This is a genomic window from Pseudomonas sp. RW10S2 (assembly GCF_014268985.1).
GTDB lineage: Bacteria > Pseudomonadota > Gammaproteobacteria > Pseudomonadales > Pseudomonadaceae > Aquipseudomonas > Aquipseudomonas wayambapalatensis.
In genome coordinates this window covers 12,092-36,005 of sequence record NZ_JABWRO010000048.1, presented here as the reverse complement: position 1 = coordinate 36,005, position 23,914 = coordinate 12,092, and the positions used below count along the sequence as shown (strand labels likewise).

Genomic DNA, 23,914 nt, shown 5'->3' with positions numbered 1-23,914 from the left:
CCGCAAAAGGCGAGTGTTACTCGGAACGCTTGATCAACCGTTCCATCCGCGCTTCAAGGCGACGCTTGACCTCGGTCTCGATGTGCGGAACGAAGTCGTTGATCACGTCCTGCATGATCGATTGCGCCGCAGCGCGCAGTTCGGTGTCCAGGTGCAGCAGGGTGTCCTGGCGGCGAGTCTGGGCATCCTCTATCGGTGCGCTGGCCGCGGACGGTTCGACGGCGCTTGGCGCGTTGCCGACCGGCTCATCGAGCAGCAGGGGAATCTGTTCGACCGTTTCGGTCAGCAGCGGCGGCTGCAGGTCGGCGTCGCCAAGCAGTTGGCGGATCGACTCGAGATCGTCGAGCAGGTGGGCGGATTGGGTCAGTGAAGAGGGTTTGTCCATCGTCGTCAAAGTCGCTGTAAGCGGTGGTCTTGCAGAGCATAGCCCTGTTCGCGGTAGAAACGGAACCGCTCGCGGGCCAACTGGCGTATGGACGCCTCCTCGACAACGATCTCGGCGACCCGCTCGAACTGGCCGACGAACCCCGGCACATCGCCGCCCAGGTTGATCAGCAGGTCGCGGTGCTCGCCAGCCGTGCCACCAAGGCCCAGCGCGACACTGGCATCGGCATGTTGCTCGGCCAGATCGTGCGGCACGAAGGCCTCGCCCTTGAAGCACCATAGGCGTTCGTCCAGTGCCTTTCGCTGTTCGTCGTCCTGGCAGTGCAGGTAGACCCGGTGGCCGAGGCGCCAGGCCTTTTCGCACAGCTTGCAGGCGAAATCCAGGCGTGCGGCGAGGGAGTCGGTGGGGAGGATGTAGAAGTCGACTTTGCCCATGGTCAGGTACGTTGAGCTGGAAGGTGGGTGTCCGTGACGGCCCTATCGCGGGGCGAGCCCGCTCCCACAGGTTCGCTGCAGTGCTGAAGCTGTGGGAGCGCGCTTGCCCGCGATAGGGTCGCCATGGTCTTACGTCATCAGATGCCCGCGCGGTCCAGCAGGTACTGGGTCAGCAGCGGAACCGGGCGGCCGGTGGCGCCCTTGTCCTTGCCACCGCTGACCCATGCGGTACCGGCGATGTCCAGGTGGGCCCAGCTGTAGTTCTTGGTGAAGCGCGACAGGAAGCAGCCCGCGGTGATGGTGCCGGCCTTGGGGCCGCCGATGTTGGCGATGTCGGCGAACGGGCTGTCCAGTTGTTCCTGGTACTCGTCGAACAGCGGCAGTTGCCAGGCGCGGTCGTCGGCGCGCTTGCCGGCGTCGAGCAACTGGCCGACCAGGTCGTCGTTGTTGCCCATCAGGCCCGAGGTGTGGCTGCCAAGGGCAACGATGCAAGCGCCGGTGAGGGTGGCGATGTCGATCACCGCCTGCGGTTTGAAGCGCTCGGCGTAGGTCAGCGTGTCGCACAGCACCAGACGGCCTTCGGCGTCGGTGTTGAGGATCTCGACGGTCTGGCCGCTCATGGTGGTGACGATGTCGCCCGGGCGAGTCGCGCCGCCGCTGGGCATGTTTTCGGCGCACGCCAGCAGGCACACCAGGTTGATCGGCAACTGCAGTTCGAGCACCGCGCGCAGGGTGCCGAACACGCTGGCGGCACCGCCCATGTCGTACTTCATCTCATCCATGCCGGCGCCGGGCTTGAGGCTGATGCCGCCGGTGTCGAAGGTGATGCCCTTGCCGACCAGCACGAACGGCTTGTCGGTCTTCTTGGCACCTTGGTACTGCATGACGATCAGCCGTGGCGGCTGGTCGCTGCCCTGGCCAACGGCATAGAACGCGCCCATGCCCAGGTCCTTGATCTTCTTCTCGTCGAGTACTTCGACCTTCAGGCCCTTGTGCGCCTTGCCCAGTTCCTTGGCCTGCTCGGCGAGGAAGCTCGGGTGGCAGATGTTCGGCGGCAGATTGCCCAGGTCGCGGGTCAGGCTCATGCCGGTGGTGATCGCGGTGGCATGCTTGACCGCGCGCTCGACTTCAGCCTGGCCGGCCTTGTCGGCGAGCAGGGTGACTTTCTTCAGGGCGCGCGGTTCGGCCTTCTGGCTCTTGAAACGGTCGAACACATAGGCGCCGTCGAGCAGGGTTTCGGCCAGCAGGCGATATTTGCCGTAATGACCGTCGCGGTTGGCAACGGCGATGTCGTCCAGGGCCAGCACGGCGTCACCGCCTGCCAGGTTGCGCAGCACGCCGGCAACGCTGGCGATCAGCTTGCGCCAGGCACGATCGCCCAGCGCTTCATCCTTGCCGCTGGCAACCAGCAGTACGCGCTCGGCCTTGAGGCCCGGCAGGCTCTGCAGCAGCAGGGTCTGGCCCGGCTTGCCGGCCAGGTCGCCGCGCTTGAGGATGGCGCTGATGGCGCCATCGGTCGCCTGATCAACGGCCTTGGCCACGGTGCCAAGCTTGCGGCCTTCACCGACTGGCACGACCAGGGTGGCGGTTTTCACGGATGCTGCGGCTACGGTCTTTACAACCAGTTCCATGTCAGGTTCCCCGAATGATCTCTGTTGTTGGCCACTGCCGCACACGGGGTACGACAGGCCTGGCCGCGTGCTTGCGTGCCAGTTGAAAAGCAGCCAGTTTGAGCCTGCCGCCGCCTCGCTGACAACCCCGGTCTATGCTTTTGCGGGCCTGTGTCTGCTTCAATGATGGGGCTTTGCCGCATTTTTGCGGGCATGACATCCACTGTCATGCGCCGCCAAGTGACAGGCGCGCCCAATCACAGGATAATGCGCGCACTTTTACATGGAGGTTCGCTTGAGGCGAACCGGCATAGGTCTTGGCTGTACTCAGTCATTGTCTGGCAATCCGCCCCTGACAACCCAGGAGTGTCTGGTTTGATCGTCTTTCGTTATCTGTCCCGCGAGGTCCTGGTGACCTTGAGCGCCGTCAGCGCTGTGCTGTTGGTGATCATCATGAGCGGGCGCTTCATCAAATACCTGGCCCAGGCGGCCCAGGGTGCGCTCGATCCGGGCGTGCTGTTCCTGATCATGGGCTTCCGCCTGCCGGGCTTCCTGCAACTGATTCTGCCGCTGGGCCTGTTCCTCGGTATTCTGCTGGCCTATGGACGCCTGTATCTCGAAAGCGAGATGACCGTGCTTTCGGCCACCGGCATGAGCCAGCAGCGACTGCTGACGCTGACGCTGGCGCCGGCTGCGCTGGTCGCGTTGGTGGTGGCCTGGCTGAGCCTGAGCCTGGCCCCCCAGGGCGTGTCCCAGGTGCAGAAGATCATCGCTCAGCAGGATGCCCTGACCGAGTTCGACACCCTTGTGCCGGGGCGTTTCCAGACCCTGCGTGACGGCACCCGTGTCACCTACACCGAGCGGATGTCCGACGATCGCGTCAATCTGGGCGGGGTGTTCATTTCCGAGAAACGCTTCAACCAGGACAAGACCAAGGACCGTGCACCGTCGGTACTGGTGGCAGAAAAAGGCCACCAGGAAGTGCAGCCTGATGGCAACCGCTACCTGATCCTGGAAAACGGTTACCGTTACGACGGCAACCCTGGCCAGGCCGACTATCGGGCGATCAAGTACGACACCTACGGTGTGCTGCTGCCCAAGCCTGAGGTCAGCGAGGAGGTCACCGAGCGTGAAGCCATCCCGACCACCGACCTGTTCGGGCATGATGGCCTGCGTGAGCGCGCCGAACTGCAATGGCGCCTGTCGCTGCCGTTGCTGGTATTCATCGTGACCCTGCTGGCGGTGCCGCTGTCCAAGGTCAACCCGCGCCAGGGCCGCTTCCTCAAGTTGCTGCCGGCGATCCTCCTGTACATGGCCTACCTGACGATGCTGATTTCCGTTCGCGGCGCCCTCGAGAAGGGCAAGTTGCCGATCTCCCTGGGCATCTGGTGGGTGCACGCGTTGTTCCTGCTCATCGGCCTGGCGCTGATGTACTGGGAGCCGCTGCGCCTGAAGATGGCCGCGCGCCGAGCGGGGGTGGCCCATGGTTAAGATCGACCGGTATATCGGCCAGAGCGTACTGCTGGCCATTCTGGCCGTGCTGGGGATCATCCTCGGCCTGGCTTCGCTGTTCGCCTTCATCGACGAGATGGGCGACCTGAGCGACACCTATACACTGCTCGACGCCAGCAGCTACGTGCTGCTCACCGCGCCGCGTCGGCTGTATGACATGCTGCCGATGGCTGCGCTGATCGGCTGCCTGATCGGCCTGGGCAGCCTGGCCAGCAGCAGCGAGCTGACCATCATGCGTGCTGCGGGCGTGTCCATCGGTCGTATCGTCTGGGCAGTGATGAAGCCGATGCTGGTGCTGATGCTGGTCGGTCTGCTGATTGGCGAATACGTCGCCCCGGTCACCGAGAACAAGGCCCAGGCCGAGCGCTCGCTGGCCCAGGGCGGTGGTGAGGCGCAAAGCTCCAAGCGCGGCATGTGGCACCGCCAGGGCGAAGAGTTCGTGCACATCAACTCGGTACAGCCCAACGGCTTGCTGCTCGGTGTGACCCGCTACCGTTTCGACGAGCAACGCAAGATCGTCGCTTCCAGCTTCGCCCGCCGCGCGCTGTACCAGGATCAGCGCTGGGTGCTGCACGACGTCAGCACCACGTTCTTCCGTGGCGACCACACCGAAGTGGTGCAGGCACCGGAAGAAATCTGGGACGTGTCGGTGACGCCGGAATTGCTCAATACCGTGGTGCTGCCACCCGAGTCGTTGTCGATCACCGGGTTGTGGGAATACATCCACTACCTGGCCGACCAGGGCCTGAACAACGCCCGTTACTGGCTGGCGTTCTGGACCAAGATCCTGCAACCGGCGGTGACCGCTGCACTGGTCCTGATGGCGATTTCCTTCATCTTCGGCCCGCTGCGCTCGGTGACCCTGGGTCAGCGCGTGTTTACCGGCGTGCTGGTGGGCTTCGTGTTCCGCATCGCCCAGGACCTGCTGGGGCCGTCGAGCCAGGTGTTCGGTTTCCCGCCGCTGTTGGCGGTGGTGATTCCGGCCGGGATCTGTGCGCTGGCCGGTGTGTGGTTGTTGCGTCGGGCAGGGTGATGAGCCAGGCGTGAATGAGAAAGCCGACCCCAGGGTCGGCTTTTTTGTGGCTCGAAGTTGGCTTTATCGCAGCCCAGGGTCATTTCTTCTGCTTCGGAATCCGCACCAACTGGGTTTCCGAGTAGATGTCATGCCAGCTACGCTTGCGCTTGTCGATCAACGACCAAATGAACCCCAGCCCCAGGCACAACCACGACGCGATCGACACCACGAAGCGCAACAGCGCCTGCCACAAACTGATCGCGCTGCCGTCGGCATTCTGTACACGCACGCCCCACACTTGCATGCCCAGGGTCTGGCCGCCGTGGGTCCAGAATTTGGCGAAGAAGCCGAACAGGGCAAACAACAGGACGGTGGACAACAGCGGATCGCCATCGAGTGCGCCGGCGTCGGTCAGCTCACGCATGCGGGCCTCGCCGATGATCGACATCTGCACCAACTTGTAGACACCTGCCGTGACGATCAGCAGGGCGGTGCACAGTAGGAAGTCATAGAACATTGCCGCCAGACGGCGCCCCAGGCCTGCGGGCGGGAAATCGCCCTGGGGGGTGAGAGAACGCTTGGACATGCAGGAGGGCTCCGGGTGGAAAGTCCTCATTCTATGAAATTGCGGGCACAAAAAAGCCCCTGCGCGTCAACGCAGGGGCTTTTTCACAGAAATCAGCCTTCTGCTTGTACTTCGTCAGCCTGCATGCCTTTCTGGCCCTGCACTGCAACGAAGGTGACTTTCTGGCCTTCTTTCAGGCTCTTGAAGCCGTTGCCTTGGATGGCGCGGAAGTGAACGAACAGATCCGGACCGCTCTCTGGGGTGATGAAGCCGTAACCTTTCTCGTCATTGAACCACTTGACGGTACCGTTCTGACGTTGAGACATTTTCTTATTTCCTATGAATCTTTAGATAGTGATTTCAGTTTCTTTCGCATCACAGGGCGAAAGAGTACTGGGCTGGGTTGCAGGAAAGTAAGAGACGTCGAACGGGTTGTAGCAAATTGCGGCTACTGGCCCAGGTCACGAACTGTTGCGACCCATGCAAACACAGTGAGACGACTCTACGCCAACTCCAGCGCCAAAAACAAGCCCCGTTCGGTGCACGGATCAAGGCTTTTGCCGATTACCGACAAAATTGTCGGAAACGGCATGGCGCCTGGCCTGGCGCCATGTTCAAAAGTTATTGCGCAGGTTCGTAAACGAATAAGCGCAGTGTTGTGAGATCGCTTTCAACCTCGGTAGTAACGTTGCGCCACGAAAGGCATTTTGCTGACTTTCAAGGCAACTTGTTTGCCGCGCACGACCGCAAACAATGGCGTTTCCAGTGCGGCATGTTCGTTATCGACATACCCCATTGCAACCGGTGCGCCCAAGGTTGGGCCGAAGCCACCGCTGCACACCTTGCCGACCGCCTTGCCGTTCGCATCGACGATCTCGGCCCCTTCGCGGACCGGTGTGCGCTCCTGTGGCAGCAGGCCGACGCGCTTGCGTGCCACGCCTTGTTGCTGTTGCGCGAACACCGATTCGGCCCCCGGGAAACCACCGGCACGAGCACCGTCGGCGCGACGAACCTTGGAGATTGCCCACAACAGGCTGGCCTCGATCGGCGTGGTCTGGGTGTCCATGTCGTGGCCGTACAGGCACAGGCCGGCTTCCAGGCGCAGCGAGTCGCGTGCACCCAGGCCGATCGGCTGCACTTCAGGCTCGCTCAGCAGGCGTCGGGCCAGGGCTTGGGCGGCAGTGGCGGGAACCGAGATTTCGTAGCCATCCTCGCCGGTGTAGCCCGAGCGGCTGACGAAGCAGTCCTCGCCCAACAGCTGCGCCGGGCGGAACTGCATGAAGGTCATGCCGGCCACTTCCGGCGCCAGGCGCTCCAGCACCTTGACGGCGGCTGGGCCCTGCAAGGCGAGCAGGGCACGCTCCTCGAACAGGGGCTGGATCTCGCAGCGCTGGCCGATGTGTTTCTGCAAGTGAGCCAGGTCCTGATCCTTGCAGGCGGCATTGACCACCAGGAACAGCGTGTCATCGCCCAGGTTGGCCACCATCAGGTCGTCGAGGATGCCACCTTGCTCATTGGTGAACATGGCGTAGCGCTGCATGCCCACCGGCAGGTCGATGATGTCTACCGGCACCAGGCTTTCCAAGGCCTTGGCCGCGTCGCTGCCACGCAATACGATCTGGCCCATGTGCGACACATCGAACAGGCCGGCCTGCTCGCGGGTGTGCAGGTGCTCCTTGAGCACGCCCAATGGGTACTGCACCGGCATGTCGAAGCCTGCGAACGGCACCATGCGCGCGCCCAGTTCCAGGTGAAGGGCGTGGAGCGGGGTCTTGAGCAACGTTTCGGACATCGGTAACTCCTTGGTTTTTGTTCGGGTCAACATTCGATGATGTTGACGGCCAGACCGCCGCGGGCGGTCTCCTTGTATTTGCTTTTCATGTCGGCGCCGGTCTGGCGCATGGTGCGAATGACCTTGTCGAGCGAGACGAAGTGCTGCCCGTCGCCGCGCAAGGCCATGCGCACGGCGTTGATCGCCTTGACCGAGCCCATGGCGTTGCGTTCGATGCAGGGCACCTGGACCAGCCCACCGATGGGGTCGCAGGTCAGGCCCAGGTTGTGTTCCATGCCGATTTCGGCGGCGTTCTCCACCTGCTGCGGGGTGCCGCCCATGACTTCGCAGAGGGCGCCTGCGGCCATCGAGCAGGCCACCCCCACTTCGCCCTGGCAGCCGACCTCGGCGCCGGAAATCGAGGCGTTCTCCTTGTAGAGGATGCCGATGGCGGCTGCGGTGAGCAGAAAACGCACCACGCCGTCTTCGCTGGCGCCGGGAACGAACCGCATGTAGTAGTGCAGCACCGCGGGGACGATACCCGCCGCGCCGTTGGTCGGTGCGGTGACGACGCGTCCGCCATAGGCGTTCTCTTCGTTGACCGCCAAGGCGTAGAGGTTGACCCAGTCGAGTACCGACAGCGCATCGCGCAGACTGGCTTCGGGGTGTCGGCTGAGCTGGCGGTACAAAGCAGGGGCGCGGCGCTTGACCTTGAGGCCACCCGGCAGAATGCCCTCGTGGCGACAGCCTGCTTCGACGCAATCCTGCATGACCTGCCAGATGCGCAGCAGGCCTGCACGGGTTTCATGTTCGGGTCGCCAGGCGGCTTCGTTGGCCAGCATCACCTGGCTGAACGACAGGTGCTGCGCGACGCAATGGCCGAGCAGTTGCTTTGCCGTCGTGAAGGGGTAGGGCAGGGCGGTGTTGTCTTCGACGATACGGTCCTGGCCGGCTGCATCCTGGTCGACGACGAAACCGCCGCCCACCGAGTAGTACTCGCGGCTGCGGATCTGCAGGCCGGCGGCATCGAAAGCACGGAAGATCATGCCGTTGGGGTGGTAGTCCAGTGGCTTGCGGATCATCGCCAGGTGCTGCTTCTCGACGAAGTCGATCCTGTGTTCGCCAAGCAGGTGCAGGTGACCGCTGGCGCGGATCGCCTGCAGGCGCTCGGGGATGGATTCGGTGTCGACGGTGTCGGGGTGTTCACCCTCGAGCCCCAGGAGCACAGCCTTATCGCTGCCGTGACCCTTGCCGGTGGCACCGAGCGAGCCGTAGAGCTCGGCCTTGACGCTGGCCGTGCTGGCCAGCAGGCCATCGCGCCGCAGCCCCTCGGCGAAGCGCGCGGCGGCGCGCATCGGGCCGACCGTGTGCGAACTGGAGGGGCCGATGCCGATCTTGAACAGGTCGAAGACGCTCAAAGACATGGTGACCTCCTGCCAGGTTGGTTGGGCAGATGCTGAACCCTGTGGGAGCGGGCTTGCCCGGTCCCACAGAGGAACACACCTCTATCAGAGGGCGGGCCGAGGGCTATCAGACGTCCTGATAGCTCTCGATCGACGGGCAGGCGCAGACCAGGTTGCGATCGCCGTACACGTTGTCGACCCGTCCGACCGGTGGCCAGTACTTGCCTTCCACCAGGCTCGGCAGCGGATACACCGCCTGCTCGCGGCTGTAGCCGTGGGACCATTCGCCAACCAGTTCCGCCGCCGTGTGCGGGGCGTTCTTCAGCGGGTTGTCGTCCTTGTCCAGGCTGCCGTTCTCCACGGCGCGAATCTCTTCGCGGATCTGGATCATCGCATCGCAGAAACGGTCCAGCTCTTCCTTGGACTCGCTTTCGGTCGGTTCGATCATCAGCGTGCCCGCCACCGGGAAGGACATGGTCGGGGCATGGAAGCCGAAGTCGATCAAACGCTTGGCCACGTCATCCACGCTGATGCCGCTGGTGTCCTTGAGCGGACGCAGGTCGAGGATGCATTCGTGGGCAACCAGACCGTTGCCGCCGGTGTACAGCACAGGATAGTGCTCTTCCAGGCGACGGGCGATGTAGTTGGCGTTGAGGATCGCCATCTGCGATGCGCGCTTGAGGCCTGCGCCACCCATCATGCGAATGTACATCCAGGTGATCGGCAGGATGCTGGCGCTGCCGAACGGTGCAGCGCAAACCGCACCGGCAGTGTTTTCCAGGGTGGCATGGCCGGGCAGGAACGGCGCCAGGTGCGACTTGACGCCGATTGGGCCGACGCCCGGGCCGCCACCGCCGTGGGGGATGCAGAAGGTCTTGTGCAGGTTGAGGTGCGACACATCGCCACCGAACTTGCCCGGCGCACACAGGCCGACCATGGCGTTCATGTTGGCGCCGTCGATGTACACCTGGCCGCCGTTGTCGTGAATGATCGCGCAGATCTCGCCGATCGCCTCCTCGAACACACCATGGGTCGAGGGGTAGGTGATCATGATGGCTGCCAGGCGCTCGCGGTGCTCGAGGGCCTTGGCGCGCAGGTCGTCGATGTCGACGTTGCCCCGGGCGTCGCAGGCGGTGACCACCACGCGCATGCCGGCCATGTGTGCGGTGGCCGGGTTGGTGCCGTGGGCCGACGAGGGGATCAGGCAGATGTCGCGGTGGCTATCGCCGCGGCTGCGGTGATAGGCGCGGATCGCCAGCAGGCCCGCGTATTCGCCTTGGGAGCCGGCATTGGGCTGCAGCGACACGGCATCGTAGCCGGTGGCGGCGCAGAGCATGGCTTCAAGCTCGGTGGTCATCTGCAGGTAGCCCTGGCTCTGGGCGGCCGGGGCGAAGGGGTGCAGGTTGCCGAACTCGGCCCAGGTGACCGGAATCATTTCGCTGGCAGCGTTGAGCTTCATGGTGCACGAGCCCAGCGGGATCATGCTGCGGTCCAGCGCCAGGTCCTTGTCGGCCAGGCGGCGCAGGTAGCGCATCAGTTCGGTTTCGCTGTGGTAGCGGTTGAACACCGGGTGCTCGAGGATCGCTGATTGGCGCACCAGCGCAGCCGGCAGGCGCGGGCTGTGGTTGGCGGCGAGGGCGGCGAAGTCCGGCAGCGCCTGGCCATCGGCGAACAACGCCCAGAGCGCCTCGACATCGGCCTGGCAGGTGGTTTCGTCCAGCGAAAGGCCAAGGTGCGTGGCGTCGACCTGGCGCAGGTTGAAGCCCTTGGTACGGGCTTGCTCATGAAGGCTGGTGGTATCGATGCCAGTGGCCAGGGTCAGGGTGTCGAAGAACTCGCCAGTGATGACCTGAACGCCGAGCGACTTCAGGCCGCTGGCGAGGATGGCCGTGAGCGCGTGGGTGCGTTCGGCGATGCGCTTGAGACCGGCCGGGCCGTGGTAGACGGCGTACATGCTGGCGATGTTGGCCAGCAGTACCTGGGCGGTGCAGATGTTGCTGGTGGCTTTCTCGCGGCGGATATGCTGCTCGCGGGTCTGCATGGCCAGGCGCAGGGCGGTCTTGCCGAAGCGGTCGATCGAGACACCGACCAGGCGGCCTGGCATGTCACGCTTGAAGGCATCGCGGGTGGCGAAGTAGGCCGCGTGCGGGCCGCCGAAGCCCAGCGGTACGCCGAAGCGCTGGGCGCTGCCGATGGCCACGTCGGCGTCGAATTCGCCCGGCGGGGTCAGCAGGGTCAGGGCCAGCAGGTCAGCGGCCACGGCCACCAGGGCACCGGCGCCGTGCAGGCGCTGGACCAGCTCGCGGTAGTCGAACACATCACCGTTGCTTGCCGGGTATTGCAGCAGGGCACCGAAGAAGGCGCTGACATCGCCCAGTTCACGCTCGTCACCCACTACCACTTCGATGCCCAGCGGCTCGGCGCGGGTACGCAGCACGTCGAGGGTCTGCGGGTGGCAGTGCACGGAAGCGAAGAAGGCATGGCTGCCCTTGTTCTTCGACAGGCGTTTGCAGAAGGTCATCGCCTCGGCGGCGGCGGTGGCTTCGTCGAGCAGCGAAGCGTTGGCGATCGGCAGGCCGGTGAGGTCGCTGATCAGGGTCTGGAAGTTCAGCAGTGCTTCCAGGCGACCCTGGGAGATTTCTGGCTGGTAGGGGGTGTAGGCGGTGTACCAGGCAGGGTTTTCCAGGAGGTTGCGCAGGATCGGTGCTGGGGTGTGGGTGTTGTAGTAGCCCTGGCCAATGAAGCTCTTGAACAGCTGGTTCTTGCCGGCGATCGCCTTGAGGGCGGCGAGGGCATCGGCCTCGCTCTGGCCGTCGGCGTTACCGAGCACGCTGGTGCCCTTGATGCTGTCGGGAATGACGGCGGCGGTCATGGCGTCGAGAGAGTCGAAGCCCAGGGTGGTCAGCATGGCCTGTTCGTCGGTGCTGCGCGGACCGATGTGACGGGCGATGAATTCGTTGGCGGTGCCGAGGTTGATGGTCATGGTCGTGGTCCTCAGGCGTCGTCGTTGGCTTTGAGCAGGCGGTCGTAGGCATCCTGGTCGAGCAGGGCGGTCACCTCGCTCATGTCTGCAGGAACGAAGCGGAAGAACCAGCCTTCGCCCAGCGGGTCTTCGTTGACCTGCTCGGGGCTGTCGTTGAGGCCTTCGTTGACCGCGACCACTTCACCGTTCAGCGGCATGTATACGCCGCTGGCAGCCTTGACCGATTCGACGGTGGAGGCTTCGGCGCCTTTTTCATAGTGCTGCAGTTCCGGCAGTTGCACGAAGACCACATCGCCAAGGGCGTTCTGCGCATAGGCGGTGATGCCTACGGTGACGCTGCCGTCAGCTTCGACGCGCAGCCATTCGTGATCTTCGGTGAAACGCAACTCGCTCATGGGAAATCCTCGGGAAGCAGGGGGCGTTGGGCGCGGTCGGTCCGCGCTCTTGAGATTGGATTTCCCTAAGCAATAATGCGGCCATTTATTTAAATCACTATAAAATCAATGACTTATTTATTTATTGGTGAACGCTTGTCACATCTTTGGAATGAAAACGCTACAGGGCGGGCTTAGAAGAAAAGGCTCGAGCGATCAAACCCTTGGAGATGGGGATGCAAGATGCCTTGTATCGAAATGATTACGGTGTATCGATATCGATACAAGGCGGCAGGCAGGTTATAGCGGGGTAAAGAAGGGCAACGCCAGGTACAGCTTGATCACGATGACATTGACGATGTCGATGAAGAACGCCCCCACCATGGGTACGACGAGAAAGGCGATCTGCGATGCACCGTAGCGCTGGGTCACCGCTTGCATGTTGGCGATGGCGGTGGGTGTGGCGCCGAGTCCGAATCCGCAATGCCCGGCTGCCAGCACCGCCGCATCATAATTGCGCCCCATGACCCTGAAGGTGACGAAGATCGCGAACAGTGCCATCACCAGTGTCTGTGCACCCAACAGGATCAGGAAGGGCAGTGCCAGGGCGGCCTGGTCCCAGAGTTTCAGGGACATCAACGCCAAGGCCAGGAACAGCGACAGTGCGACATTGCCCAGTACCGAAATCTCGCGTTCGAACACCTGGTACCCACCCCCGGCGGACAGTCCGTTCCTCAGCACGACACCCACGAACAGCACGCAGACGAAGGTCGGAAGTTCGAACGCGGTGCCGCGCAACAGGCTGTTCAACAGGGTGCCTGCCAACAGGCTGACCGAGATCAGCGCCAGGCTTTCGATCATCGAGAAAGGGGTGATCAGACGTTCCTTGTTGGGCTGTTCGAAGCCTTTCGGTATGCGAGGTGTTTCAGGTTCGAGGCCGGGGGCCTGGACGCGGCTGACCAGCAACCGGGCTACAGGACCACCGATCAGTCCGCCCAGCACCAGGCCGAAGGTGGCCGAAGCCAACGCCAGTTCGCTGGCCGAGGGTAGTCCGTACTGGGTGCTGAAGGTCGAGCCCCAGGCGGCCCCTGTACCGTGGCCGCCCGAGAGCGAGATCGAGCCTGCCAGCAGCCCCATGAGTGGGTCGAGGCCCAGCAGTTTTGCCAGGCTGATACCGATGGCGTTCTGCACGATCAGAAACCCGGTAACGACCAGTAGGAAGAGTCCGACAGTTCGTCCGCCTTTTTTCAGGCTGCCGAGGTCGGCGCTCAGACCGATGGTAGCGAAGAAGGCCAGCATCAGTGGGGCTTGCAGGGAGGTGTCGAACTGGATGTGTATGTCCAGGGCCCGGAGTGACAGCAACAGCACGGCAACGACCAGGCCGCCTGCGACGGGTTCGGGGATGTTGTAGGTACGCAGGACGTTGACGTGGGCGACAAGACCGCGTCCGAGTAGCAGTACCAGTGAGGCGGCCACGAGAGTGCCATAGAAATCGAGTTCGAGCATTGAAACGCCACTCTTTGTCACTGTGAGAGAGGTGTTCCTGAGCGCGCTTTCGATCGTGCGCAGGGGCTTTATCGAAGATGCACCCGGAACACGCGTGCGGTGGTACGGCCGCCATTCTAAGTGGGAGGGGCTTGGTTCAATATGTAGGAAAAATCTGCAAAAACGGGGTTATCTGGTGCGCTCCAAGCTCAGGACTTGCCTGGAATTCCGTACTTGCGCAGTCGCTGGGCGATCGCGGTATGTGATGTCTGCAGCCTTCCCGCCAACTGTCGGGTCGAGGGATAGCTGGCATACAGGCGCTGCAATAGCTCACGCTCGAAGTCGCCTACCGCCTGTTCCAGGCTCGCCACCTCACCATCCTGCCCACGTGCCACTGAGGTTCCGGCGATATCCAGGTCGCCGATATCCACCAGGTTGCTCTCGCAGATCGCCGCTGCGCGGAAGATCACGTTCTGCAACTGGCGCACGTTGCCCGGCCAGGGGTTGGCCAGCAGTGCCGGATGGGTGGCCGGGGTCAGGCGGCAGGGCGGGCGCTGGATCTGGGTGCAGGCCTGCTGCATGAAGAAATGCGCCAGTGACAGGATGTCCTGGCCGCGCTCACGTAGTGGCGGGACTTGCAGGTTGAGGACGTTCAGGCGGTAGAACAGGTCTTCGCGGAAAGTGCCTTCGGCGACCATGCGTTCGAGGTCGCGGTGGGTGGCGCTGATGATGCGCACATCGACCTTCACCTCGCGGTCGCCCCCCACCCGGCGAAAGCTGCCGTCGCTGAGAAAGCGCAGTAGCTTGGCCTGCAGGTAGGGCGACATTTCGCCGATCTCGTCGAGGAATACCGTGCCTTGGTTGGCCAGCTCCATCAACCCGGGTTTGCCGCCACGTTGTGCGCCAGTGAAGGCGCCGGGGGCATAGCCGAACAGCTCGCTCTCGGCCAGGCTCTCGGGCAATGCGGCGCAGTTGAGTGCCAGGAATGGCGCGGCATGACGGCTGCTGACGGCGTGACAGGCGCGTGCTACCAGCTCCTTGCCGGTGCCGGTCTCGCCGTGCACCAGCAAGGGGGCATCGAGGGTGGCCACGCGCAGGGCGCGGGCCTTGAGCGTGCGGATCGCCGGAGAGTCGCCGAGCAGCGCATCGAAGCCTTCGGCGTGATCATGGTGCAGCGCCGACAGGCGTTCGCCCATGCGGTTGGGTGGATACAGGGTAAGCAAGCCGCCAGCGTTGGTGATCGGCGTGGCATCGAGCAGCAGGCTCTGGCCATTGAGCTGCATCTCGCGCATCGGCAGGTGGAAGTTGTTGTCGAGCAGGGCCTGGAGCAGGTCGCTGTCAGCAAACAGCTCGCCCACCGATCGACCGGCCGATTCGCGTCCGCACAACGCGATCAACGCAGGGTTGGCCAGCAGCACCTTGCCGGCGCTGTCCACTGCCAGCACCGGGTCGCTCATGGCCGCGAGCAGGGCGTCGAGCTGCAGGTGGCGACGCTGGCCGGGGAGGATGTCGACCACTTCCACCGACTGCACGCCGCGCACCTCGAGCAGGGCGTCGTGCAGCTCTTCGAGCACGGCGGGGCTGAGTGTGGGGGCGTCGATGTAGACGTTCGGCGGGACCATCTCCACGGCATCGAGGTTGAGGTTGCGGGCACCGAGCAGGGCCAGGACTTCCTGGGTGATGCCGACGCGGTCGATGAAGCTGACGTGGATGCGCATGGGGGCAACGGGCGTGGGGGAAAGGGCGTCAGTATGCCATTGGCGAGGTGGAAGGCCCAATCGCGGGACAAGTCGGGACGCCGAACCGCCGCTGCGACTTGTCCTGCGATGGTGGTATTACGGATTACCCAGATGCTCGGGCTTGATCGGATCCCCGGACTTCACGTCCAGCTTCTGGCGGATGTCCTCGAACATGTGGTCGTAGAGCTTGTGCGGCGAGCTCAGGCTCTCGAATTTCTTCGGCGCCGGCAGGTGCGCCTGGGCCCTGCGGCTCAACTGCATCAGAAAGCTGGGCAGTACCTGGTCCTTGGCCAGGAAGAATTTTTCGTCGACCGTCTTGCCTTCGATGCTGCCATGCATGCGGAACTGGATACCGCGGCCTTCCGTGGGATCCTGAGTGGCTTCGTACTCGATGTTGAGGTCGTAGCTGTGATCATTCTGGTTCAGCGCCGTGCGCTCGATATGAACATGACCAGGACTGTACTGGGCCATGATGGCGTCCTCCGCAAGGTTGGAAATGGCCGGCGCCGTGCACCGGCCAACTGCACTCAACGGTAGCTGATACCTGGCTTGGCGGTCGATACCCGCGTACCGGCAGTACCCTTGACGATCTCTTCGATATTTTCCAGCGAGCTGATCACCGCAACCTTGCCCGTGTGGCGGGCGAAATCGCAGGCGGCCTGTACCTTCGGCCCCATCGAACCCGCTGCGAAGCCGAGTTTTTCCAGCTCGTCGGGATGCGCCTGGGCAATGGCTTTCTGCGTCGGCTTGCCAAAGTCAATGTAGGCGGCATCGACATCGGTGGCGATGATCAGCAGGTCGGCGTCCAGTTGCTCGGCCAGCAGCGCCGAGCACAGGTCCTTGTCGATCACCGCCTCGATGCCCTTGAGCTTGCGGTTTTCGTCGTACATCGTGGGGATGCCGCCGCCGCCGGCGCAGATGACGATGCTGCTTTTTTCCAGCAGCCACTTGATCGGACGGATCTCGAAGATGCGCTTGGGTTTCGGGCTGGCGACCACGCGGCGGTACTTGTCGCCGTCGGCCTTGACCACCCAGCCTTTTTCCTTGGCCAGGCGCTCGGCCTCGTCCTTGGCGTAGACCGGGCCGATGAACTTGGTCGGGTCCTTGAAGGCCGGGTCGTTGGCGTCGACCTCGACTTGCGTCAGCAGGGTGGCGAAGGGCACTTCGAAGTCCAGCAGGTTGCCAAGCTCCTGTTCGATCATGTAGCCGATCATGCCTTCGGTCTCGGCACCGAGCACGTCCAGCGGGTAGGCTTCGTCGGGCTTGTAGGCCTGGCCCTGGAGCGACAGCAGGCCGACCTGCGGGCCATTGCCGTGGGCGATGACCAGTTCGTTGCCAGGGTGGATCTTGGCGATCTGCTCGGTGGCAGTACGGATATTGGCGCGCTGGTTGTCGGCGGTCATTGGCTCGCCGCGGCGCAGGAGGGCGTTGCCGCCCAGTGCAACAACGATACGCATGGGGAATGTCCTTTCTGAAGGGCTGCGCAAAACCTCTGTGGGAGCGGGCTCGTCCCGCGATGGCGACCTGCCTGACACACCGTCATCGCGGGACAAGCCCGCTCCCACAGGGGAGGGGGCCAGCCCGGAAGTGGGGGTCAGAGATCAGCCAGGGTCGATACCAGGATCGCCTTGATCGTGTGCATGCGGTTCTCCGCTTGCTCGAAGGCGATGCAGGCTGGCGACTCGAACACGTCATCGGTCACTTCGATGCCGTTGGCCAGGTGCGGGTATTTTTCGGCGATCTGCTTGCCGACCTTGGTCTCGGAGTTGTGGAACGCCGGCAGGCAGTGCATGAACTTGCTGCGCGGGTTACCGGTGGCTTTCATCAGTTCCTTGTTCACCTGATACGGCAGCAGTTGTTCGATGCGCTCGCCCCAGGCATCCACAGGTTCTCCCATCGACACCCAGACGTCGGTATGGACGAAATCGACGCCCTTGACCGCCGCCTTCGGGTCTTCGGTGAGGGTGATGCGCGCGCCGCTTTCCTCGGCGTACTGCTTGCAGCGCTGCACCAGGTCGTCATGCGGCCACAGCGCCTTGGGCGCGGCGATGCGCACGTCCATGCCGAGCTTGGCACCGATCAGCAGCAGCGAGTTGCCCATGTTGTTGCGCGCATCGCCCAGGTAGGCATAGCTGATGTCGTGCAATGGCTTGTCGCTGTGTTCGCGCATGGTCAGCACGTCGGCGATCATCTGGGTCGGGTGGTATTCGTCGGTCAGGCCGTTGAACACCGGTACGCCGGCGAACTTGGCCAGTTCTTCGACGATCTCCTGCTTGAAGCCGCGGTACTCGATGGCGTCGTACATGCGCCCGAGCACGCGGGCGGTGTCCTTCATGCTCTCCTTGTGGCCGATCTGCGAGGAGTTGGGGTCGATGTAGGTGACGTTGGCGCCCTGGTCGTAGGCGGCGACTTCGAAGGCGCAGCGGGTGCGGGTCGAGGTCTTCTCGAAGATCAGGGCGATGTTGTTGCCCTTCAGGTGCTGCTGCTCGGTGCCGGTGTACTTGGCGCGCTTGAGGTCGCGGGAGAGGTCCAGCAGGTAGCGCAGCTCACGGGTGGTGTGGTGCTCGAGGCTGAGCAGGTTGCGGTTGTGGATGTTGAACGCCATGACAGTGTCTCCTTGAATGCGGTGAGTGCCCGGCCCACGCCTCGTAAGCGCGGGCCGGATCGAGGGCGTTAGTAGTCGATAGGGTCGCGTACGATCGGGCAGGTCATGCAGTGGCCGCCGCCACGACCACGGCCCAGTTCACCGGCGCTGATGGTGATGACCTCGATCCCGGCCTTGCGCAGCAATGTGTTGGTGTAGGTGTTGCGGTCGTAGCCGATGACCACGCCAGGCTCCAGGGCCACCACGTTGTTGCCGTCATCCCACTGTTCGCGTTCGGCGGCGAAGCTGTTGCCGCCAGTCTCGACCACGCGCAGCTTGACCCCGAGCTGCTCGCCGACCACCTCGATGAACGACTTGTTCTCACGGCGCACATCCATGCCGTAGGGCTTGCTTTCGTCGGGGCGGATGATGAACGGCACGATCTCGCGCACCACTTCCGGGAAGACCGTGACCAGGTCGCGGTCGCAGAAGCTGAACACGGTGTCCAGGTGCATCGCGGCACGCGACTTGGGCAGGCCGGCGACGATGACTTTTTCCACTGCGCCCTTGGCGAACAGGTTCTGTGCCAGTTGGCCGATGGCCTGGCGCGAGGTGCGCTCGCCCATGCCGATGAGCACGATGCCCTTGCCGATCGGCATGACATCGCCGCCTTCGAGAGTGGCGCTGCCGTGTTCCTTGTCAGGGTCGCCATACCAGATCTGGAAGTCGGCGCCGGTGAATTCCTTGTGGAACTTGTACACGGCGGTGGTCAACAGGGTTTCCTGGCGTCGCGCCGGCCAGTACATCGGGTTCAGCGTGACGCCGCCGTAGATCCAGCAGGTGGTGTCGCGGGTGAACTGGGTGTTGGGCAGGGGCGGCAGGATGAAGCTGGAGTGGCCGAGGTAGTCGTTGTACATCTTCACCACATCGGCGCCTTCGCTCTGTGGCAGGTCCTGGCCGGCCACGCCGCCGATCAGGAACTCGGCCAGGTGGCGCGGATCGAGGCCTTCGAGCCAGCTGCGCACTTCATTGGTCAGGCCAACGCCAACGGTATTGGGGGTGATCTTGCGATCGAGGATCCAGGCCAGGGCCTCCTTGTTCTGCACGATGTCGGTCAGCAGGTTGTGCATTTCCAGCACATCGACGCCGCGTTCGCGCATCTTGGTGACGAAGTCGAAGTGGTCGCGTTTGGCCTGGTCGACCCAGATCACGTCGTCGAACAGCAGTTCATCGCAGTTGCTGGGGGTCAGTCGCTTGTGCGCCAGTCCCGGGGCGCAGACCATCACCTTGCGTAGCTTGCCGGCTTCGGAATGCACGCCGTATTTCTGTTTATCCGTGGACATGATGATTCCTCCAATCATACGAAGACGTGGTCAAAGGGTCAGGAAGCCGTCGTATAACCCGTAGGCCGCCACCAGGGCGCCGACGATCACAGCGGCGAAGATCAGTTTTTCCACGTTGGTGAAAATCGGTTGGCCGACCTCGCGCTTGGCCTTGGCGAACAGGATCGCGCCAGGGGCGTAGAGCAGGGCCGACAGCAGCAGGTATTTCACGCCTCCGGCGTACAGCAGCCAGATCGCGTACAACAGGGCGATACCGCCGATGATCAGGTCTTTCTTGCGTTCGGCGAGGGCCTGTTCGTAGGTTTCGCTACGCACCGCCAGCAGTACCGCGTAGGCCGCCGACCACAGGTAGGGCACCAGGATCATCGAGGTGGCGAGGTAGATCAGCGACAGGTAGGTGCTGTTGGAGAACAGAGTGATGACCAGGAAGATCTGCACCATGGCGTTGGTCAGCCACAGGGCGTTGGCCGGCACCTGGTTGGCGTTCTCGCGGCGCAGGAACTCGGGCATGGTGTGGTCCTTGGCGGCGGCGAACATGATCTCCGCGCACAGCAGCACCCACGACAGCAGTGCCCCCAGCAGCGAGATGATCAGGCCGACGCTGATCAGCACCGCGCCCCAGTGACCGACCACATGCTCCAGCACCGCGGCCATCGACGGGTTCTGCAGCTTGGCCAGCTCCGGCTGGGTCATCACGCCCATCGACAGCACGTTGACCAGCACCAGGAACAGCAGCACGGTGATGAAACCGATGACCGTTGCCTTGCCCACGTCGGAGCGTTTTGCCGCCCGCGAGGAGAAGATGCTTGCGCCCTCGATGCCGATGAACACCCATACGGTGACCAGCATCATGTTGCGCACCTGGTCCATCACGCTGCCGAGGTCGGGCGAGCCCAGGCCCCAGATGTCGGCGGTGAACACGTCGAGCTTGAAGGCGAACAGGCAGATCAGTGCGAACAGCGCTAGCGGCACGACTTTGGTCACGGTGGTGACCAGGTTGATGAACGCCGCCTCCTTGATGCCGCGCAGGACCAGGAAGTGCACGCCCCACAGCAGCAGTGATGCGCCGATCACTGCTGCCGGGGTGTTGCCTTCACCGAAGACCGGGAAGAAGTACCCCAGGGTGCTGAACAGCAGGACGAAGTAGCCGACGTTGCCCAGCCAGGCACTGATCCAGTAGCCCCATGCCGACGAAAAGCCCATGTAGTCGCCAAAGCCGGCCTTGGCGTAGGCGTACACGCCACCATCCAGATCAGGTTTGCGATTGGCCAGGGTCTGGAACACGAAGGCTAGGGTGAGCATGCCGACGGCCGTGATGGCCCAGCCGATCAGCACGGCACCTACGCCCGCGCTGGCGGCCATGTTTTGCGGCAGGGAGAAGATCCCCCCACCAATCATCGACCCCACGACAAGTGCAACTAATGCGCCGAGTTTAAGTTTTCCGGGAGAATCAGACATTTAACAACTCCATGCCAGGAGAAAGTTGACGACAGAATAAATCCGGCGCTGTAGTCATTCGCTGATGTGGATCAGTTCATGGTGCAACAGCGTCAGAGAAATTCTTTCTCGGGTCTCCTGAAGAGTGCCGACCGCTTTGCTGCAAGCCTTGTGCGCTGGCACCTCCATGTACTTCTAGAGCAAACGCTCTGTTTGGCTTGCGAACTCTCAAGCTAGTCGCTTTCACCGGTTTCGCAAATTTTTCACGGGCCTTTCGACAGGGTGTCGCGAATTTGCGAGTTGCTCGACAATGTGCACATTGGCCGCCGTCGTCATATAGACAAATGCGTTATGAGTGCTATAGCTTTAATGGCTTTGATTAATAAACAAGCTGTAACGTTTATATGTAATGGCCGTTATGTTTCATACAGGCGACAGGCGTGAGGGAGCAGCAGATGGGCGAACCGGGACATAAGCTTCGCCTGGGGGCGCTGATCGCCCTGGTGGTCGGTTCGATGATCGGCGGCGGGATCTTTTCATTGCCGCAGAACATGGCCGCCCGTGCCGACGTTGGCGCGGTCCTGATCGGCTGGGCCATCACTGCGGTCGGCATGCTGGCGCTGGCCTTCGTGTTCCAGACCCTGGCCAACCGCAAGCCTGACCTGGACTCGGGCGTCTACGCCTATGCCAAAGCCGGCTTTGGCGACTACATGGGCTTCTCGTCGGCCTGGGGTTACTGGATCAGTGCCTGGCTGGGGAATGTCGGCTACTTCGTCCTGTTGTTCAGTACCCTGGGTTTCTACTTTCCCGTGTTCGGTGAAGGCAACACGCCGATAGCCATCGGCTGCGCTTCGCTGTTGCTGTGGGCGGTGCATTTTTTGGTGCTGCGCGGCATCAAGGAGGCGACCTTCATCAACCAGGTCACCACGGTGGCCAAGGTCGTGCCACTGCTGATCTTCATCGTCATCGCGGCCTTCGCCTTCCGCGCGGATATCTTCACCCGCGATATCTGGGGGCTGGGCAATCCGAAGTTCGGCAGCGTGCTGGAGCAGGTGCGCAACATGATGCTGGTGACGGTGTTCGTGTTCATCGGCATCGAGGGCGCCAGTGTCTACTCCGGGCGTGCGCTGCACCGGTCGGATGTCGGCAAGGCCACGGTGATCGGCTTTCTCGGGGTGCTGGCGCTGCTGGTGCTGGTCAACGTGCTGTCGCTGGGGGTGATGACCCGGCCTGAACTGGCCGGGTTGCAGAACCCGTCGCTGGCCTCGGTGCTGGAGCATATCGTCGGGCCCTGGGGGGCGATGCTGATCAGTATCGGGTTGGCGGTGTCGCTGCTTGGGGCGCTGCTGTCATGGGCGTTGCTGTGTGCCGAGATCCTCTTCGCCACCGCTCGCGACCAGACCATGCCGCGTTTTCTGGCCAGGGAAAATGCCAATCATGTGCCGGCCAATGCCTTGTGGCTGACCAACAGCATGATCCAGGGCTTCCTGCTGATCACCCTGTTTTCGGCCGGCACCTATACCAGCCTGATCTACCTGGCGTCGTCGATGATTCTGGTGCCGTACTTCTGGTCGGCGGCCTACGCCGTGCTGCTGGCCTGGCGGGGCGAGAGCTATGCCGGGCAGGCGGGGCTGCGGCGCAAGGATCTGGCGGTGGCGTTGCTGGCGCTGGTCTATGCGTTGTGGTTGCTGTATGCCGGGGGCCTCAAGTACCTGCTGCTTTCGGCGCTGTTGTATGCGCCGGGAGTGATCCTGTTTGCCCGGGCCAGGCATGAACAGGGGCAGGTGGTGTTCAGCCGCTGGGAGAAGCTGATATTCGCGGCGGTGCTGGTGGGGGCGGCGGTGGCGGCTTACGCGCTGTACTCGGGGGCGCTGAGTTTGTAAGTGGGCGGAGGTCGTAACCGTCACCAACACGCTTGAGCCGAGCCCAGCTCGCATGCCCCGCGTGCCCAGTGCATATGGGCAGGCCCAACCTTCAACGGCCCCCTGATCCTTTGCGCGGTTCCCCAAGGTGTCCGTTCCAGATGCGGGTCGAGATCCTCGGGCGTTTCTGCTGCCAGGGGCAAGTCATCCCCCATCGTTCCATGCTCCACCAACAGCTTGGCGGTGCGTGCCAGGGACAGCCGTGCCCGGTAACCGGCCCTTCCACCCAGGCGCTGCTCCAGCCCACGGATCGCTTCGGCCGCCATCAGGTACCCGGTTGCATGGTCGAGCGCCTGCACCGGCAAAGGCACGGGTTTTTCCGTTTGTTTCCAGCGCATGCCTTCGCGGGCGATGCCGCTGCTCATCTGCACCAGGCTGTCGAAGCCGCGACGTTCCTGCCAGGGGCCGCTCCAGCCGTAGGCGTTGAGGCTGACGTCGATCAGCCCGGGGTTGAGCTGACGCCTGCGCTGTGCGCCGAAACCCAGATGTCCCAGTGCATCGGCGCGATAGCCATGCAGGAGGATGTCGGCCTCACCCAGCAACCGCTCGAACACCTTGCGGTCAGGCGTCGCGCGCAAGTCCAGGCGTGCACAGCGCTTGCCCAGGGTGACTTCGGCGACCACCGCCGGTTCGTCCCAGCCGGGTGGGTCGATGCGCAGCACGTCGGCGCCGAAGCCTGCCAGCAGACGGCTGGCTGTAGGGCCGGCGAGAATGCGGGTGAGGTCGAGCACCTTGATGCCGGCCAGCGGACGTGTTTCACAGCCTTGCCAGGCCAATGGCGCTGTCGCGTCGAAATGCTCGCGCAACACCAGTGGCTCCATGTTCACTGCCCGCCCCTGCGGGTGCTCGCACCATTCGGCCCAACTGCGCATCTTCGCCGCACAGCCTCCGGCTTCGACCACGGCGCTTTCCAGCGCCTCGCCGTCCCAGCGCCGGACCTGCTCGGCGACCGCCTGGCGATCGGCCGGGGTGCCCAGCACGCCGAGTGCGGCCTGGCGATGATGGGGAGCGTTGGTGTGCAGGCGAATCCAGCCATCGCGGGTGGGGTAGTCGCCGGCGACGGCATCCCACAGAGGCGGTGTCTGCCAGCCCTGGGGGCGCAGGCTGGTGGCAAACCAGAACGAGGCCAGGCGCCGATCGATGCTGACCAGCGGGCAGTGGTCGGTCTGGCGCTGCAGCAGGCTGGCCAGTGCCAGACCGGCGGCGGCCATGCTCGCGGCGGCCAGGTCGGTGACGGCGAAGGTCGAGGGCAGCCCGCCGACGCCGTGCCAGCGCAGGGCGGCATGGTCGAGTTTCAGTTCACGGGCGATGGTGTCGAGCAACTGGGGCATGCAGGATCCTCCTGAGTGGAT

At 63.4% G+C, this 23,914-nt stretch carries 20 protein-coding genes; 3 read left to right on the top strand and 17 right to left on the bottom strand.

Annotated elements, in window-relative coordinates; all coding sequences use genetic code 11:
- Window positions 1-16: 16 nt before the first annotated feature.
- The 3 genes from HU729_RS12710 to HU729_RS12700 form a co-directional block, all read right to left on the bottom strand.
- Window positions 17-385 carry a DNA polymerase III subunit chi gene (locus HU729_RS12710; RefSeq protein WP_186710303.1) on the bottom strand — a complete coding sequence of 123 codons (369 nt, stop codon included), beginning with the start codon at window positions 383-385 and terminating at the stop codon, window positions 17-19.
- Between the two features lie 5 nt (window positions 386-390).
- On the bottom strand, window positions 391-819 hold the full coding sequence (locus HU729_RS12705) for a DNA polymerase III subunit chi (protein WP_186710301.1): 429 nt from the start codon (window positions 817-819) through the stop codon (window positions 391-393).
- Between the two features lie 137 nt (window positions 820-956).
- On the bottom strand, window positions 957-2,450 hold the full coding sequence (locus HU729_RS12700; protein WP_186710300.1) for a leucyl aminopeptidase: 1,494 nt from the start codon (window positions 2,448-2,450) through the stop codon (window positions 957-959).
- A 354-nt stretch (window positions 2,451-2,804) separates the two neighbouring features.
- On the opposite strand from HU729_RS12700, the gene lptF reads away from it, so the two are divergent.
- The gene (gene lptF / locus HU729_RS12695) at window positions 2,805-3,920 is read left to right on the top strand and encodes an LPS export ABC transporter permease LptF (protein ID WP_186667899.1); all 1,116 of its coding nucleotides are present in this window, start codon (window positions 2,805-2,807) and stop codon (window positions 3,918-3,920) included.
- Entirely contained in the window at window positions 3,913-4,974 is a 1,062-nt protein-coding gene (lptG, locus tag HU729_RS12690) for an LPS export ABC transporter permease LptG (protein WP_186667901.1), read from the top strand. Before lptF ends, lptG begins: the two co-directional genes overlap by 8 nt.
- A 79-nt stretch (window positions 4,975-5,053) precedes the next feature.
- Here lptG and HU729_RS12685 read toward each other — a convergent pair whose 3' ends face one another.
- From HU729_RS12685 to arcD (HU729_RS12625), 13 genes are all read right to left on the bottom strand, one after another.
- The gene (locus HU729_RS12685) at window positions 5,054-5,542 is read right to left on the bottom strand and encodes an RDD family protein (protein ID WP_054895507.1); all 489 of its coding nucleotides are present in this window, start codon (window positions 5,540-5,542) and stop codon (window positions 5,054-5,056) included.
- A 92-nt stretch (window positions 5,543-5,634) separates the two neighbouring features.
- Window positions 5,635-5,847 carry a cold-shock protein gene (locus HU729_RS12680; protein WP_181129515.1) on the bottom strand — a complete coding sequence of 71 codons (213 nt, stop codon included), beginning with the start codon at window positions 5,845-5,847 and terminating at the stop codon, window positions 5,635-5,637.
- Window positions 5,848-6,191: 344 nt separating this feature from the next.
- Window positions 6,192-7,313 carry a glycine cleavage system aminomethyltransferase GcvT gene (gene gcvT / locus HU729_RS12675; RefSeq protein WP_186710298.1) on the bottom strand — a complete coding sequence of 374 codons (1,122 nt, stop codon included), beginning with the start codon at window positions 7,311-7,313 and terminating at the stop codon, window positions 6,192-6,194.
- A 26-nt stretch (window positions 7,314-7,339) separates the two neighbouring features.
- On the bottom strand, window positions 7,340-8,716 hold the full coding sequence (locus HU729_RS12670) for an L-serine ammonia-lyase (protein WP_186710296.1): 1,377 nt from the start codon (window positions 8,714-8,716) through the stop codon (window positions 7,340-7,342).
- Window positions 8,717-8,822: 106 nt separating this feature from the next.
- A complete protein-coding gene (gcvP, locus tag HU729_RS12665; RefSeq protein ID WP_186710292.1) occupies window positions 8,823-11,678 on the bottom strand; it encodes an aminomethyl-transferring glycine dehydrogenase in 2,856 nt (951 codons plus the stop codon).
- An 11-nt stretch (window positions 11,679-11,689) separates the two neighbouring features.
- On the bottom strand, window positions 11,690-12,073 hold the full coding sequence (gene gcvH / locus HU729_RS12660; RefSeq protein WP_186667909.1) for a glycine cleavage system protein GcvH: 384 nt from the start codon (window positions 12,071-12,073) through the stop codon (window positions 11,690-11,692).
- A gap of 279 nt (window positions 12,074-12,352) precedes the next feature.
- The gene (gene gltS, locus HU729_RS12655; protein ID WP_186710290.1) at window positions 12,353-13,558 is read right to left on the bottom strand and encodes a sodium/glutamate symporter; all 1,206 of its coding nucleotides are present in this window, start codon (window positions 13,556-13,558) and stop codon (window positions 12,353-12,355) included.
- A gap of 188 nt (window positions 13,559-13,746) precedes the next feature.
- The gene (locus HU729_RS12650; RefSeq protein ID WP_186710288.1) at window positions 13,747-15,255 is read right to left on the bottom strand and encodes a sigma-54-dependent transcriptional regulator; all 1,509 of its coding nucleotides are present in this window, start codon (window positions 15,253-15,255) and stop codon (window positions 13,747-13,749) included.
- 117 nt (window positions 15,256-15,372) lie between these two features.
- Window positions 15,373-15,747 (bottom strand): DUF5064 family protein, encoded by a 375-nt coding sequence (locus HU729_RS12645; protein WP_186710286.1) that lies wholly within the window; start codon window positions 15,745-15,747, stop codon window positions 15,373-15,375.
- A 56-nt stretch (window positions 15,748-15,803) separates the two neighbouring features.
- Entirely contained in the window at window positions 15,804-16,733 is a 930-nt protein-coding gene (arcC, locus tag HU729_RS12640) for a carbamate kinase (RefSeq protein WP_186667923.1), read from the bottom strand.
- Window positions 16,734-16,870: 137 nt separating this feature from the next.
- The gene (locus tag HU729_RS12635; RefSeq protein WP_054895515.1) at window positions 16,871-17,881 is read right to left on the bottom strand and encodes an ornithine carbamoyltransferase; all 1,011 of its coding nucleotides are present in this window, start codon (window positions 17,879-17,881) and stop codon (window positions 16,871-16,873) included.
- Between the two features lie 68 nt (window positions 17,882-17,949).
- Window positions 17,950-19,203, bottom strand: a complete 1,254-nt coding sequence (arcA, locus tag HU729_RS12630; protein ID WP_186667925.1) for an arginine deiminase — start codon at window positions 19,201-19,203, stop codon at window positions 17,950-17,952.
- A gap of 30 nt (window positions 19,204-19,233) precedes the next feature.
- On the bottom strand, window positions 19,234-20,661 hold the full coding sequence (gene arcD, locus HU729_RS12625; protein ID WP_186710284.1) for an arginine-ornithine antiporter: 1,428 nt from the start codon (window positions 20,659-20,661) through the stop codon (window positions 19,234-19,236).
- A 434-nt stretch (window positions 20,662-21,095) separates the two neighbouring features.
- On the opposite strand from arcD (HU729_RS12625), the gene arcD (HU729_RS12620) reads away from it, so the two are divergent.
- Window positions 21,096-22,523, top strand: coding sequence for an arginine-ornithine antiporter (gene arcD / locus HU729_RS12620; RefSeq protein WP_186667929.1), 1,428 nt, complete (start codon window positions 21,096-21,098; stop codon window positions 22,521-22,523).
- A gap of 20 nt (window positions 22,524-22,543) precedes the next feature.
- Here the strand turns inward: arcD (HU729_RS12620) and HU729_RS12615 are convergent, their stop codons facing one another.
- On the bottom strand, window positions 22,544-23,893 hold the full coding sequence (locus HU729_RS12615) for a CoA transferase (protein ID WP_186710275.1): 1,350 nt from the start codon (window positions 23,891-23,893) through the stop codon (window positions 22,544-22,546).
- Window positions 23,894-23,914: the final 21 nt, after the last annotated feature.